Below are 13,300 nucleotides of genomic sequence, written 5' to 3' on the forward strand. Positions count from 1 at the left end.
GTTGTGGGATACCTGTGGGAGCGGGCGCGCCCGCGAAGAGGCCGGTACAGGAAAAGCGGGCCAAAGAGCTTGGCCACATCGATCCCCTTTTGGCCACTTGCGTCGTTCTCCCCCACTGGCCGGCCCATGAGAATGGGCCCACGCCAGTACCCACCGGAGAACAACAATGCTGACGATCTATTCCGATGACCACCGCCTGCACCACGGCCGCTGCGAGCTGATCGACGGCAAGCTGATGCCCTGTTTCGAAATGCCGTCACGCGCCGACCATGTGCTCGGCCAGGTCAAAAAGCGCAACCTCGGCGACATCCAGGGCCCCACCGACTTCGGGCGCGCACCGTTGCTGCGTATCCACAGTGCCGGCTACCTGGACTTCTTCGAAGGCGCCTGGGCGCGCTGGGCCGCACTGGGCCAGGAAGGCGACCTGCTGCCGTTCACCTGGCCCGCACGCACCCTGCGCCAGGTAAAGCCCACCGGCCTGCACGGTGAGCTGGGCTACTACAGCTTCGATGCCGGCGCACCGATCACCGCCGGCACCTGGCAGGCCGCCTACAGCGCCGCCCAGGTTGCCCTCACCGCGCAGGCGGCGATCCAGCAAGGCGCCCATTCCGCCTTCGCCCTGTGCCGCCCGCCAGGGCACCATGCCGCCGGCGAAGTCATGGGCGGCTATTGCTACCTGAACAACGCCGCCATCGCCGCCCAGGCCTTCCTCGACCAGGGCCGGCGCAAGGTCGCCATCCTCGACGTCGACTACCACCACGGCAACGGCACCCAGGACATCTTCTACAACCGCAACGATGTGTTCTTCGCCTCGATCCATGGCGACCCGCGCGACGAGTTCCCGTTCTTCCTCGGCTATGCCGATGAAACCGGCGAGGGTGCCGGTGAAGGCTGCAACATCAACTACCCTCTGCCAGCCGGCAGCGACTGGGCCGCCTGGAGCGCTGCGCTGGAGGACGCCTGCCAGCGCATCGCCGCCTATGACGCCGATGTGCTGGTGATCTCGCTGGGCGTGGATACCTTCAAGGACGACCCGATCTCGCAGTTCAAGCTGGACAGCCCGGACTACCTGGAAATGGGCAAGCGCATCGCCCAGCTCGGCAAGCCGACCCTGTTCGTGATGGAAGGCGGCTACGCTGTGGAAGAAATCGGTATCAACGCGGTCAATGTGCTGGAAGGCTTCCAGCACGCCCAGCCAGGAGCCCGGTAATGGTCCGACTCAAGCGTCTGCTCGCCCCGTTCATCGCCGCTACCCTGTTCACCGGTGCCCTGCACGCCCAGGCCGAACAGCGCACCCTGCGGGTGTACAACTGGTTCGACTACATCACTCCGCAAACCCTCACCGAATTTCAGAAAGACAGCGGGGTAAAGCTGGTCTACGACATCTTCGACACCAACGAGGCGCTGGAAGCCAAGCTGCTGACCGGCAACTCCGGGTATGACGTGGTAGTGCCGTCCAACGTGTTCCTCGCCAAGCAGATCGAAGCGGGGGTGTTCCAGCCACTGGACCGCAGCAAGCTGCCGAACTGGCAGCACCTGGACCCGGCGCTGATGAAGCTGATCGAGGCCAACGACCCCGGCAACAAATTTGCCGTGCCTTACATGTACGGCACCGTGCTGATCGGCTTCAACCCGGCCAAGGTCAAGGCTGCGCTCGGCGACAACGCCCCGGTGGACAGCTGGGACCTTATCTTCAAGGAAGAGAACATCGCCAAGCTCAAGCAGTGCGGCGTGGCCCTGCTCGACTCGCCGTCGGAGATCATGCCGCTGGCGTTGCAGTACCTGGGCTTGCCACCGAACAGCGACAAACCGGCTGATTACAAGAAAGCTGAAGCGCTGATGCTGAAGATCCGCCCGCACATCACCTACTTCCATTCCTCGAAATACATGGCCGACATCGCCAACGGCGATATCTGCGTGGCAGTGGGCTACAGCGGCAGCTTCTCGCAGGCCGCCAACCGCGCCCGCGAGGCGAAGAATGGCGTGGTGGTGGACATGCGCCTGCCCAAGGAAGGTGCACCGATCTGGTTCGACATGCTGGCGATTCCGAAGAACGCGGCCAACCCGGAAGATGCCCACGCGTTCATCAACTACCTGCTGCGGCCCGAGGTGATTGCGCCGATCAGCGACTTTGTCGGGTACCCGAACCCGAACAAGGACGCGACCGACAAGGTGAGCCCGGCGATTCGCAACAACCCCAACCTGTATCCGACGGCGGAGGCGATGGCCAAGCTGTATACCCTCAAGCCCCTGGCGCGGGATGCCGAGCGGGCTCGGACCAGGGCCTGGACACGGATCAAGTCCGGTACCTGATTTAGAGCCGGGGGCTGCTTTGCAGCCCAATCGCCGGCAAGCCAGCTCCCACAGTTACTGCATCTGCCTCGAAAGCAGTGGAGATCCTGTGGGAGCTGGCTTGCCGGCGATTGGGCCGCCCAGCGGCCCTACTCACTTCCTCCAAGCCTTGCGCAAGCGCATCAAAGCCTCGGCAATCTCCCCCTCCGGCACCGCTGCAAACCCCAGCACCAGTCCCGCGCGCTTATCCACAGGCTGCTCGCTGTCCGCCAGCCAGAAATTGCTCAGCGGCGTCACCTCCACCCCCACCGCTTCAGCCTTGGCCACCAGCTCCTGCTCCCGCGCAAAGTTATCCACATCGACCTTCACATGCAGCCCGGCCGCCACCTCCGGCATGCCGCCCAAACCCGGAATATCCACAGGCCAGCCAGCCTTCAGCACATTGCGCCGGCTCAACGCTGCCTTGCGCATGCGCCGGATATGCCGCTGAAAGTGCCCCCGGGCCATGAACTCGGCCATCACGCACTGGCTACTGACCTCCGAATGCCGCACCGCCAGCGCCCTGCCCTGGCTGAACGCCTGCGCCAGTTGCGGCGGCAGTACCAGGTAGCCCAGGCGCAACGCCGGAAAGGCGATCTTGCCGAAGGTACCGACGTACAGTACCCGCCCGTGCCGGTCGAGCGCCGCTAGCGGGGCCAGGGGCGCACCGCTGTAGCGATACTCGCCGTCGTAGTCGTCTTCGATGATCCAGCCTTCGCTGCGCTCGGCCCAGGCCAGCAGTTCCAGGCGGCGCGCCAGGCTCATGGTCACCCCGGTCGGGTACTGGTGGGCTGGCGTGACATAGGCCAGCCGGCAATCCGTCAGTTGCCCGAGCCGGCGACAGTCCATGCCATCCTCGTCCACCGGCACGCCACACAACCTGCCACCGGCCAGCGCAAAGGCATGCCCGGCTGCGCGGTAACCCGGGTTTTCCACAGCCACACCGTCGCCCGGCTGCAACAGCAACTGTGCACAAAGGCTGATGGCCTGCTGCGCACCACTGGTGATCACAATTTGTTCAGCAGTACAACTCAGCCCACGCGAGCGACGCAGGTAGGCCGCGATCAGTTCGCGCAGCAGCGGCTCGCCTGCCGGGTCGCCATAACCCAACTGCGCCGGAGCCGGGTTGCGCCAGAAACCCGCCTGCAGCTTGGCCCAGACGTCGAACGGGAACAGGTCGAACGCCGGAATACCGACGCGAAAAGCACGCGGTGCACCGCTTCTTGGGGGCGGCAGATGGTTACTTTTCAGGCGCTGCAAAGGCTCGCTGGAACAGCGTTTGCTGGATAAATCCTCAGTATTTTCTGAGGGAAATGTGGATAAGTCTGTTGATAACCCCCGGGATAACCCTGTGGATACTTGTGTGGATAGTTTTGCAGCGGAGAGTTTCGGTAACTGGCTAACATAGGTGCCGTCGCCTACCCGGCTTTCGATGTAGCCCTCGGCATATAGCTGGTCATAGGCCCGCACCACGCTGTTGCGTGACAGCGCCAGCATGGCGGCCAGATCACGAGTGGCCGGTAGCCGCGTGCCACTGCTCAGGCGCCCGTCCAGCACCCGCGCACGTAGCGCCTGGTACAGCTGCTGGCTGAGCCCGCGGCGGCGATCGAGGGCGATTCCGGCAGGGTCGAAAGGCAACACTAGGGGGCGCTCGCTCACGGTATTGGACCTATAAAAACAGCTGTTAATGGCTCTTACTATGAACCAATAGCCTGCCTAGGATGGAGCCATCGCACAAGGAAACCGAGCATGTACAACAGCAAACCCCATCAGGAACACGACCTCGGGCGCCTGCACCAGCACATGCTCGACACCCGCCTGGCCATCCTGGTCAGCAAGGGCGAACAAGGCCTGCTGGCCACGCACCTGCCCGTGCTGGTCGATATCGCCGAAGGCGAATTCGGCACCGTCTATGCCCACCTGGCGAGGGCCAACCCCCAGTGGCACGACCTGAAGCAAGGCGGCGAAGCCCTGCTGGTGTTCCCCGGCGCCGATGCCTATGTCAGCCCCGGTTACTACCCGAGCAAGGCCGACAACCCCAAGGTGGTGCCAACCTGGAACTACCTGGCCGTGCACGCCTATGGCCCGGCCCAAGTGATTCAGGAAGCCGAGCCATTGCTGGCCATTGTCAGCCGCCTGACCGAGCACCACGAACAAGGCCGCAGCGAACCGTGGAACGTCACCGATGCCCCGCGTTACTACCTCGATGGCATGCTCCGCGCCATCGTCGGCATCCGCCTGCCCATCGCCCGCCTGCAGGGCGCGCGCAAGCTCAGCCAGAACCGCTCTGAGCAAGACATTGCCGGCGTGCGTGAAGGCCTGAGCGCCAGCCCCGATTACCTGGATAACCAACTCGCGGCGCACATGCGCCAACTCTGAAGGAATAGCCCATGTCCAGTGTCACCCTGCGTCCTGTCACCACCCAAGACCATGCTGCTTGGCTCGCCCTGTGGCAGGCCTACTTGCACTTCTATGAGTCCGAATTGACCGAAGAGGTCAACCTCAGCACCTGGCAACGCCTGCTCGACTCGAACGAACCAACCCATTCGGCCCTGGCCTGGGTCGATGGCAAGGCAGTGGGCATGGTCAACTTCATCTACCATCGTTCCAACTGGAGCATCGGAAATGCCTGCTACCTGCAGGACCTGTACGTGGACAACGCGCAGCGCGGCCTGGGCATCGGCCGCCAGCTGATCGAGCATGTCTACGCCAAAGCCAAGGCCGACAACTGCGCCAAGGTGCACTGGCTGACCCATGAGACCAACGCCACCGCCATCAGCCTGTACCAACAGGTTGCCGAGCGCTCGGGCTTCATCCAATTCCGCAAAGAGTTCTAAGCCGAACATGACCGACGCATTGAACTGGAAACCCGCCGCAGCCCCCCAGGCCGAGCCCATCGACGGCCGCTTCATCCGCCTGGAAAAGCTCGACCCGGCGCGCCATGGCGACGACCTCTGGGAGGTGCTGCAAGGCCCGGCGGCCGACCCGGTGCTGTGGGACTACCTGCCCTATGGCCCGTTCACCGAACGTGCCGCCTTCGACCGTTGGCTGGAAGGCAACGCCGCTGGCCGCGACCCGCTGTTCTACACCGTCATCGACCGCGCCAGCGGCCAGGCCCAGGGCATCCTCAGCCTGATGTCGATCGTGCCCGACCACGGCCGCATCGAAATCGGCCACATTGCCTTCAGCGCCGCCATGCAGCGTACGCCCAGGGGCACCGAGGCGGTGTACCTGCTGGGTAGGCTGGGCTTCGAGCTGGGCAACCGCCGGCTGGAGTGGAAGTGCAACAACGCCAACGCACGCTCCAAGCGTGCAGCGGAGCGGTTTGGCTTTGTGTTCGAGGGGGTTTTCCGCAAGCACCTGGTGGTGAAGGATCACAACCGGGATACGGCGTGGTATTCGATTACCGATGATGAGTGGCCGGCGTTGGCGACCGCGTTCGAGCGCTGGTTGAGTGAAGAGAACCAGCGGCCGCAAGGCCAGGTGCGGACACTTGAGGACTGCCGTAGGGGGTGAACGGCATAACCGATCACGGGCCGGCAGGCCCGCGATCGGTGCAAGCCCGGTTATCTGATCGGGCTCGCACGCCTGACGACGCCCATCTGCAAACCGAACGGTTTGAATACCGCGTTCAACGATTTGAGCGTGGGGTTACCATCCCCCTGCTCGATCTGAATGAGCGTTCGCACGGAAATCTTGCACATCAGCGCAAACTGGGTCTGCTGCATCTTTGCAACTTCTACGCGCAGGCGGCGAACGGCAGTACCCAGCTCGATTGTACCGTCGGCAATACCTTCGCGCACGCCATCGATCATCAGACCTCGGGCATCGATGGAAACCGTCATGCCAACCCCCACTCCGCCATCCGGCGCTCGAGCTTGCCCAGCGCAATCGCCGGGTGATTCATCACTACCTCCGGGAGCCCAAGGCCGGACAAGATATCGGGCAATGCCAATAGGTGCCGGGCCTCCTGACGCAGACGCTGGTAAGCCTCATCCGGATCGATGAATTCGGCCAGCGCAACACAGGCTGCCTGCCAGTCGATTTCGCCTGCTCTTTCGATCAAAGCGGGCCACTTCGTCGTTCTGGTTACTCCTTCCTGATCCATCACCATCGGTGCCAAGTCGTAAATGGGTGCAAGACGCACCGTGTCGCGGGTACGAATGATCGCTGTATTACGTCCATGGTTATCGGCGTTACCCAGGATCTTGTTGATCAGGTCGCGCCGCAGGTAATCCGCGATCAGATCAGGCACCTCTTTACCCTGCCCGGCCATCTTCCACAAGCCAACGAGCGTCTCGATCACCTCCAAATGCCCCATCCGGCTACCGGGTTCGGTTACACCACACAAGGAATACATCGATTCCACGGCAAACCGCTGTACTCCCTGATCGGTAACCTGACGGTCGAAGCGTTCCATCCACAGGCTGGGCTTGGCTCCCTCTTCCAGCGCCATGTGTTCACTGGCCACCGTCTCGATGCCAAGCTGCTGCAACGCCCTGTAATAGAGGTACTCGGCCCGCAGGATCTCCTGATCATCGGCCAAGGCCTGGTGCCTGGCGAACTTGATGAACCAATGGCGACAGGCCCTCTCATCCGCAAGCACCGCGTCCGGGTACAGCTGGCCGCTTTCATCTTCGGTCATCAGCAGCTTTGGCGCCTCTCCACCGGCGCCTGTCGCGCCACCTATGGCCGCGCCCTGCTCGTAGGCGTACTCCAGAAAACGTTGATCGCGAACGATGACGTCCTGGCGGGTAAAACCGATGGGGTCCGCAAGGTCCAGTAACTCAGCCGACTCCCTGATGCGCATATTGCCAATCGGAGCTGGGGTGGAGCGCCCTAGCAGAAACAAGTCTTCCCCCATGCCTGCCGGTTTTTCACGACCGATATGCGTCAGCAGAAAACGCTTCGCAGCCCCTGCAGGCGCGATGTCGTAAAGGAATGCAGGAGCATGCGGTAGACGATGAGAGCCAAAGTCCACCGGGAGCTTGGCACTGGCCGCCTGGCTGAACAGGCTGTCGTACGCATGCAGATTGGTCTTGACGTAGTTGGATGTGTATCCGAACTCGCAAGGGCTGGAGAGGCTTCTTTCCGGTTCGGCGAAGGCGATGGCAATAGCATCATGCCATTTACCTTGGTCATGTAATTGGAGCGTGAGTCGGTACATTGGCCACCTGCAATTTACTGCATGTTTTCGATCAGCCTCAGCCGTCAGCCTGCAGTATAGTGCAGATGTTTTTCTGAACCACACCCAATTTATGCATTTTAGTGCAGATTATGGAGGCTTTGGCGCCTGTAATCTGCACTAAATTGCATATTGTTCCATAAAAAAAGGGGAGCATTCCGCTCCCCAGAGGTTAACCGCTTGTAGATGAAGGCTTATCTCAGCCTTCGATCTCGATCAGGATCTCGCCCGGTGTCACGCGGTCGCCCTTAGCCACGTGGATGGCCACGACCTTGCCAGCGATACCCGCCTGCACTTCGGTCTCCATCTTCATGGCTTCGGTGATCAGCACGGCCTGGCCGGTCTTGACCATGTCGCCTTCCTTGACCAGCACATCGACGATGTTGCCTGGCATGGTGGTGCTGACGTGGCCCGGGGCACTGGCCTGCTTGCGCTTGCTGCTGCCGCCGCCGACGAATTCGTTGAGCGGCTCGAACACCACTTCTTCCGGCATGCCGTCGATCGACAGGTAGAAGTGGCGCTTGCCTTCGGCCTTCACGCCCACACCGGTGATGTCGACGCGGTAGGTTTCGCCGTGCACGTCGATGACGAACTCGGTCGGTACGCCTTCACCGCTGTGGGACGCCACTGCGCCCGCTTCAGGAATCGGCAGCAGGACTTCAGGGGTCAGGGTGCCGGCTTCGCGTTCTTCGAGGAACTTGCGGCCAATGTCCGGGAACATGGCAAAAGTCAGCACGTCTTCTTCGCAACGGGCCAGGGCGCCGATATCGGCACGCAGCTTGGCCATTTCCGGCTTCAGCAGGTCGGCCGGGCGCACGTCAATCACTTCTTCACTGCCGATCGCCTGACGGCGCAGCTGCTCGTTGACCACGCCCGGAGCCTTGCCGTAACCGCCTTGCAGGTACAGCTTCACCTCGTTGGTGATGGTCTTGTAGCGCTCGCCGGCCAGCACGTTGAAGAACGCCTGGGTACCGACGATCTGCGAGGTCGGGGTTACCAGCGGTGGGAAGCCGAGGTCTTCACGCACGCGCGGGATCTCAGCCAGCACTTCGTTCATGCGGTTGAGGGCGCCCTGCTCCTTGAGCTGGTTGGCCAGGTTGGAAATCATGCCGCCCGGTACCTGGTTGACCTGCACGCGAGTGTCCACGGCAGTGAACTCGCTTTCGAACTGGTGGTACTTCTTGCGCACGGCATAGAAGTACAGGCCGATTTCCTGCAGCAGCTCCAGGTCCAGGCCGGTATCGAATTCGCTGCCCTTGAGCGCGGCAACCATCGACTCGGTACCCGGGTGGCTGGTGCCCCAGGCGAAGCTGGAGATGGCGGTGTCGATGTGATCGGCGCCGTTTTCCACAGCCTTCAGCTGGCACATTGCGGCCAGGCCGGCAGTGTCATGGGAGTGGATGAACACCGGCAGCGACTGCTCGGCCTTCAACGCCTTGACCAGTTCGCCGGTGGCGAACGGGGTCAGCAGGCCGGCCATGTCCTTGATCGCCACCGAGTCGCAACCCATGGCTTCCATCTGCTTGGCCTGCTTCACGAAGGCTTCGATGGTGTGTACCGGGCTGGTGGTGTAGGCGATGGTGCCCTGGGCCTGCTTGCCGGCAGCCTTGACCGCTTCAATGGCCACGCGCAGGTTACGCACGTCGTTCATGGCATCGAAGATGCGGAACACGTCGATACCGTTGACCGCTGCCTTGGCGACGAACGCCTTGACCACATCGTCGCTGTAGTGGCGGTAGCCCAGCAGGTTCTGGCCGCGCAGCAGCATTTGCAGGCGGGTGTTGGGCAGTGCCGCGCGCAGCTTGCGCAGGCGCTCCCACGGGTCTTCCTTGAGGAAGCGTACGCAGGCGTCGAAGGTGGCGCCACCCCAGACTTCCAGCGACCAGTAGCCGACCTTGTCGAGCTTGTCGCAGATCGGCAGCATGTCTTCGGTACGCATGCGGGTGGCCAGCAGGGACTGGTGGGCGTCGCGCAGGATCGTGTCGGTTACGTGAATTTTCTTGGACATTATGGGGTTCCTCACAGGCCTGCGTGGGCGGCGATGGCAGCGGCGATGGCCAGGGCCAGCTCTTCGGGTTTGCGCTTGATCGAGTAGTTGGTCAGTTCCGGGTGGCTTTCGACGAAGCTGGTGTTGAACTGGCCGCTACGGAATTCGGGATTGCGCAGGATTTCCTGGTAGTACGCGGCGGTGGTCTTCACCCCTTGCACGCGCATGTCGTCCAGGGCCCGCAGGCCGCGGTCCATGGCTTCTTCCCAGGTCAACGCCCACACCACCAGTTTCAGGCACATGGAGTCGTAGAACGGCGGAATGGTGTAGCCGGTGTAGATCGCCGTGTCGGTACGCACGCCCGGGCCGCCGGGGGCGTAGTAACGGGTGATCTTGCCGAAGCTGGGCAGGAAGTTGTTCTTCGGGTCTTCGGCGTTGATGCGGAACTGCAGCGCGTAACCGCGATGCTGGATGTCTTCCTGCTTGACCGACAGCGGCAAGCCCGAGGCAATGCGGATCTGCTCACGGACGATGTCGATACCGGTGATTTCCTCGGTGATGGTGTGTTCCACCTGCACTCGGGTGTTCATTTCCATGAAGTACACCTCGCCATCGGCGAGCAGGAACTCCACGGTACCGGCGTTCTCGTAGTTCACTGCCTTGGCCGCACGCACCGCCAGGTCGCCGATGTAGGCGCGCTGTTCGGGGGTGAGCTGTGGGCTCGGGGCGATTTCGATGAGCTTCTGGTTGCGGCGCTGGATCGAGCAGTCGCGCTCGAACAGGTGCACGACGTTGCCAAAGCTGTCACCGAGGATCTGCGCCTCGATGTGCTTGGGGTTGACGATGCACTTTTCCAGGAACACTTCCGCAGAACCAAAGGCCTTGGTAGCCTCGGAGATGACGCGGGGGAAGTTCTGTTCCAGTTCTTCACGGCTGTTGCAACGGCGAATACCACGGCCACCACCACCAGAAGTGGCCTTGAGCATGACCGGGTAACCGATGCGGTCACCTTCACTCAGGGCTTCGTGAATATCGGCAACGTTGCCTTCGGTACCCGGGGTTACCGGTACACCGGCGGCGATCATGGTGCGGCGTGCTTCGGTCTTGTCGCCCATCCGGCGAATGACCTCGGCGGCCGGGCCGATGAACTTGATCCCGCGCTCGGCGCAGATCTCTGCCAGTTCAGCGTTTTCCGACAGGAAACCATAGCCCGGGTGCAGGGCATCACAGCCGGTTTCCACAGCCAGGTTCACCAGCTTGCGCGGGTTCAGGTAACCGGCCAGCGGCTCGGCACCAATGCTGTGGGCTTCGTCGGCGCGCTTGACGTGCAACGCGTGGCGGTCGGCGTCGGAATAGATCGCCACCGAGCGAATGCCCATCTCGGCGCAGGCACGCACGATCCGAACTGCAATTTCACCTCGGTTGGCGATCAGGATTTTTTTTATCACTGGAGTCTTCCCAAAGCCGTAGGAACAGTCGAGCCGGTTCTCCCGGTCGGCGCGTGACCAGACGTTGCTGGCCAGTCGCACATTCACCCTAGCGCTGTAGGTTGATAAACAAAAATCAATATTTGTTAGGGGCTGTATTAGCAAAAGCTTATAGTGCGGTAACAAGGTGTTGCCGAAGGGCGGATAAAAATGCGTAAGTCCTTGATGCGTATGACTTTGCGTCAATTGCAGATCTTCAACGAGGTATGCGATTTGCGTTCGTACAGCCGTGCGGCGGAAGAGATGGCGCTGACGCAACCCGCCGTTAGTCTACAGATCCGCCAGCTCGAAGAGCTGATCGGCCAGCCGCTGTTCGAGTACGTGGGCAAGAAGCTCTACCTGACCGAAGCTGCCGAGGCCTTGCAACGCGCCAGCCGCGATATCTTCGGGCGCCTGGAGAGCCTGGACATGCAGCTTTCGGACATGCAGGGTTCATTGCAGGGGCAGTTGAAACTGGCGATCGAATCCAGTGCCAAGTACTTCGTGCCACACCTGTTCGCGGCCTTCAAGCAGCGTCACCCGGAGGTGAACCTGACCCTGACGGTGGTCAATCGCGCCCAGGCCATCCGCCGCCTGTCGGACAACCGCGACGACCTGATCATCATGTCCATGGTGCCGCAGGACATGGGCCTGGAGTTTCTGCCGTTCCTCAACAACCCGATCGTCGCGGTGGCACCGCCCGAGCACCCGCTGTGCAAGCTGGAGCAACTGCGCCTGCAGGACCTGGAGCCTCATACCCTGCTGGTCCGCGAACAGGGTTCGGGCACGCGCAAGGCTTGCGAGGAATACTTCAAGGACAAGCGCGTGCATTTCACCCAGACCCTGGAGGTGGCCTCGGCCGACGCCCAGCGCGAGTGCGTGATTGCCGGCCTGGGCATTGCCATGCTTACCCGCCATGCGGTCAACCTGGAGCTGGCCACCGGTGTGCTGAGGGAACTGCCCGTGGAGGAACTGCCGCTGTACCGCAGCTGGTGCGTGGTGCAGTCCAAGGCCAAACGGCAGTCGCCGGTGGCCTTGGCTTTCCTGGCGTTCATCCGCAGCGAACGTGCGCTGATCAGCGCGCTGGTTGAGCGTTTTTCGGGGAAGCTGCTGCCGACGCCTGCCAGACCGTGAGCTCTTGCAGCTCGGGGTAGTCCACTAGTTCGCGGAGCAGTTGACGTTGGTCGCAATAGCTTTCGATCGCGCGGCGGTATTCCATGCGGCGCTGATCCTTTTCCTGCTGCTTGCGAGCCTTGGCGCTGGGTTGGTACGTACCGTCGAAGTCACGAGCCATTGCCTGTCTCCCAGATAGGATGCGGGAGTTTCAGACTGGCTTGAGTGGTTTACGGTTTGGCTGTGGAATGGTGACAGAATCGTGAATTTTCACTGCCTGTACCGGCCCATTCGCGGGCTCGCCCGCGAAGAGGCCGGTGCAGGAAGAATTCAGTCGTCGGTAGCCTTGATCGACTTGGGTGACAAGCGCAGGCTGCGCAAGCTGCGCTTCACGCTCTTCAGGTGGTTGACCAGGCTCGGCCCGCGCGCCATGGCCACGCCCATGGCCAGCACGTCGATCACCACCAGGTGGGCGATACGCGAGGTCAGCGGGGTGTAGATTTCGGTGTCTTCATGCACGTCGATCGCCAGGTTTACCGTCGACAGCTCCGCCAGTGGTGTCTGGCTGGGGCACAGGGTAATCAGGTTGGCGCCGCTCTCACGGACCAGGTTGGCGGTGATCAGCAGGTCCTTGGAACGGCCCGACTGGGAAATGCATACCGCCACATCACCCGGCTTCAGGGTCACCGCCGACATCGCCTGCATGTGCGGGTCGGAATAGGCTGCCGCGCTGAGCAGCAGGCGGAAGAACTTGTGCTGGGCATCGGCCGCTACCGCACCGGAGGCGCCAAAGCCATAGAACTCCACACGCTGCGCCTGGGCCATGGCGGTCACCGCCTGCTGCAGCGCCTGCGGGTCGAGATGCTCGCGCACTTCCATCAGGGTGTGCAGCGTGGTGTCGAAGATCTTCAGGCTGTAGTCGGCGACCGAGTCGTCTTCATGGATGGCGAACTGGCCGAAACTGGCCCCCGCAGCCAGGCTCTGCGCCAGCTTCAGCTTCAGGTCCTGGAAGCCCGAGCAACCGATCGCGCGGCAGAAACGCACGATGGTCGGTTCACTGATACCCACGCTGTGCGCCAGGTCGGCCATGGAGCTGTGCATGACGGCAGCCGGGTCGAGTAGCACGTGGTCGGCTACTTTGAGTTCCGATTTGCGCAGCAGGTGGCGCGATTGGGCGATATGTTGCAACAGATTCACAGGCTGGACTCGGTTATGATC

Annotated in this window: 13 protein-coding genes; 6 read left to right on the plus strand and 7 right to left on the minus strand. The window is 62.2% G+C overall.

Features of this window, described 5'->3' with window-relative positions:
- Nucleotides 1-166: 166 nt before the first annotated feature.
- Together CAG44_RS02380 and CAG44_RS02385 are read left to right on the plus strand one after the other, a co-directional pair.
- A complete protein-coding gene (locus CAG44_RS02380; protein WP_085691519.1) occupies nucleotides 167-1,210 on the plus strand; it encodes a histone deacetylase family protein in 1,044 nt (347 codons plus the stop codon).
- Nucleotides 1,210-2,313, plus strand: a complete 1,104-nt coding sequence (locus CAG44_RS02385) for a polyamine ABC transporter substrate-binding protein (RefSeq protein ID WP_085691520.1) — start codon at nucleotides 1,210-1,212, stop codon at nucleotides 2,311-2,313. The genes CAG44_RS02380 and CAG44_RS02385 overlap by 1 nt, the downstream gene beginning before the upstream one ends.
- A gap of 132 nt (nucleotides 2,314-2,445) precedes the next feature.
- On the opposite strand, the gene CAG44_RS02390 is transcribed toward CAG44_RS02385, so the two are convergent.
- A complete protein-coding gene (locus CAG44_RS02390; protein ID WP_085691521.1) occupies nucleotides 2,446-3,990 on the minus strand; it encodes a PLP-dependent aminotransferase family protein in 1,545 nt (514 codons plus the stop codon).
- Nucleotides 3,991-4,080: 90 nt separating this feature from the next.
- Here CAG44_RS02390 and CAG44_RS02395 point away from each other — a divergent pair, with 90 nt between their 5' ends.
- From CAG44_RS02395 to CAG44_RS02405, 3 genes are read left to right on the plus strand one after another with little or no spacing between them, the layout of a single operon-like run.
- Nucleotides 4,081-4,710: an FMN-binding negative transcriptional regulator gene (locus CAG44_RS02395; protein WP_085691522.1), complete on the plus strand. Its 630-nt coding sequence runs from the start codon at nucleotides 4,081-4,083 to the stop codon at nucleotides 4,708-4,710.
- 11 nt (nucleotides 4,711-4,721) lie between these two features.
- On the plus strand, nucleotides 4,722-5,168 hold the full coding sequence (locus CAG44_RS02400) for a GNAT family N-acetyltransferase (RefSeq protein WP_085691523.1): 447 nt from the start codon (nucleotides 4,722-4,724) through the stop codon (nucleotides 5,166-5,168).
- A 7-nt stretch (nucleotides 5,169-5,175) separates the two neighbouring features.
- A complete protein-coding gene (locus CAG44_RS02405; protein ID WP_085691524.1) occupies nucleotides 5,176-5,847 on the plus strand; it encodes a GNAT family N-acetyltransferase in 672 nt (223 codons plus the stop codon).
- Between the two features lie 50 nt (nucleotides 5,848-5,897).
- On the opposite strand, the gene CAG44_RS02410 is transcribed toward CAG44_RS02405, so the two are convergent.
- From CAG44_RS02410 to CAG44_RS02425, 4 genes are all read right to left on the minus strand, one after another.
- Nucleotides 5,898-6,176, minus strand: coding sequence for a helix-turn-helix transcriptional regulator (locus CAG44_RS02410; protein WP_085588857.1), 279 nt, complete (start codon nucleotides 6,174-6,176; stop codon nucleotides 5,898-5,900).
- Complete coding sequence (locus CAG44_RS02415; protein ID WP_085691525.1) at nucleotides 6,173-7,498, minus strand: type II toxin-antitoxin system HipA family toxin; 1,326 nt, start codon at nucleotides 7,496-7,498, stop codon at nucleotides 6,173-6,175. The genes CAG44_RS02410 and CAG44_RS02415 overlap by 4 nt, the downstream gene beginning before the upstream one ends.
- Before the next feature lie 217 nt (nucleotides 7,499-7,715).
- Nucleotides 7,716-9,524 carry a sodium-extruding oxaloacetate decarboxylase subunit alpha gene (gene oadA / locus CAG44_RS02420; RefSeq protein ID WP_085691526.1) on the minus strand — a complete coding sequence of 603 codons (1,809 nt, stop codon included), beginning with the start codon at nucleotides 9,522-9,524 and terminating at the stop codon, nucleotides 7,716-7,718.
- Nucleotides 9,525-9,535: 11 nt separating this feature from the next.
- The gene (locus CAG44_RS02425; RefSeq protein ID WP_013974837.1) at nucleotides 9,536-10,951 is read right to left on the minus strand and encodes an acetyl-CoA carboxylase biotin carboxylase subunit; all 1,416 of its coding nucleotides are present in this window, start codon (nucleotides 10,949-10,951) and stop codon (nucleotides 9,536-9,538) included.
- A 189-nt stretch (nucleotides 10,952-11,140) separates the two neighbouring features.
- Here CAG44_RS02425 and CAG44_RS02430 point away from each other — a divergent pair, with 189 nt between their 5' ends.
- The gene (locus CAG44_RS02430) at nucleotides 11,141-12,103 is read left to right on the plus strand and encodes a LysR family transcriptional regulator (protein ID WP_046615347.1); all 963 of its coding nucleotides are present in this window, start codon (nucleotides 11,141-11,143) and stop codon (nucleotides 12,101-12,103) included.
- Here CAG44_RS02430 and CAG44_RS29060 read toward each other — a convergent pair.
- Nucleotides 12,045-12,263: a PA3496 family putative envelope integrity protein gene (locus CAG44_RS29060; protein WP_080563834.1), complete on the minus strand. Its 219-nt coding sequence runs from the start codon at nucleotides 12,261-12,263 to the stop codon at nucleotides 12,045-12,047. The genes CAG44_RS02430 and CAG44_RS29060 overlap by 59 nt on opposite strands.
- 149 nt (nucleotides 12,264-12,412) lie before the next feature.
- Complete coding sequence (hexR, locus tag CAG44_RS02440) at nucleotides 12,413-13,279, minus strand: transcriptional regulator HexR (RefSeq protein WP_011536461.1); 867 nt, start codon at nucleotides 13,277-13,279, stop codon at nucleotides 12,413-12,415.
- Nucleotides 13,280-13,300: the final 21 nt, after the last annotated feature.

The organism is Pseudomonas sp. B13(2017) (assembly GCF_002113245.1).
GTDB classification, from domain to species: Bacteria; Pseudomonadota; Gammaproteobacteria; order Pseudomonadales; family Pseudomonadaceae; genus Aquipseudomonas; species Aquipseudomonas putida_Z.

What these genes read in the sequence shown, in the direction of transcription:
- CAG44_RS02415 (WP_085691525.1), bottom strand. Translation starts at nt 7,498, where the DNA reads ATGTACCGACTCACGCTCCAATTACATGACCAAGGTAAATGGCATGAT.
- CAG44_RS02400 (WP_085691523.1), top strand. Translation starts at nt 4,722, where the DNA reads ATGTCCAGTGTCACCCTGCGTCCTGTCACCACCCAAGACCATGCTGCT.
- CAG44_RS02430 (WP_046615347.1), top strand. Translation starts at nt 11,141, where the DNA reads ATGCGTAAGTCCTTGATGCGTATGACTTTGCGTCAATTGCAGATCTTC.
- CAG44_RS02385 (WP_085691520.1), top strand. Translation starts at nt 1,210, where the DNA reads ATGGTCCGACTCAAGCGTCTGCTCGCCCCGTTCATCGCCGCTACCCTG.
- CAG44_RS02395 (WP_085691522.1), top strand. Translation starts at nt 4,081, where the DNA reads ATGTACAACAGCAAACCCCATCAGGAACACGACCTCGGGCGCCTGCAC.
- CAG44_RS02410 (WP_085588857.1), bottom strand. Translation starts at nt 6,176, where the DNA reads ATGACGGTTTCCATCGATGCCCGAGGTCTGATGATCGATGGCGTGCGC.
- CAG44_RS02380 (WP_085691519.1), top strand. Translation starts at nt 167, where the DNA reads ATGCTGACGATCTATTCCGATGACCACCGCCTGCACCACGGCCGCTGC.
- oadA (WP_085691526.1), bottom strand. Translation starts at nt 9,524, where the DNA reads ATGTCCAAGAAAATTCACGTAACCGACACGATCCTGCGCGACGCCCAC.
- CAG44_RS02405 (WP_085691524.1), top strand. Translation starts at nt 5,176, where the DNA reads ATGACCGACGCATTGAACTGGAAACCCGCCGCAGCCCCCCAGGCCGAG.
- CAG44_RS29060 (WP_080563834.1), bottom strand. Translation starts at nt 12,263, where the DNA reads ATGGCTCGTGACTTCGACGGTACGTACCAACCCAGCGCCAAGGCTCGC.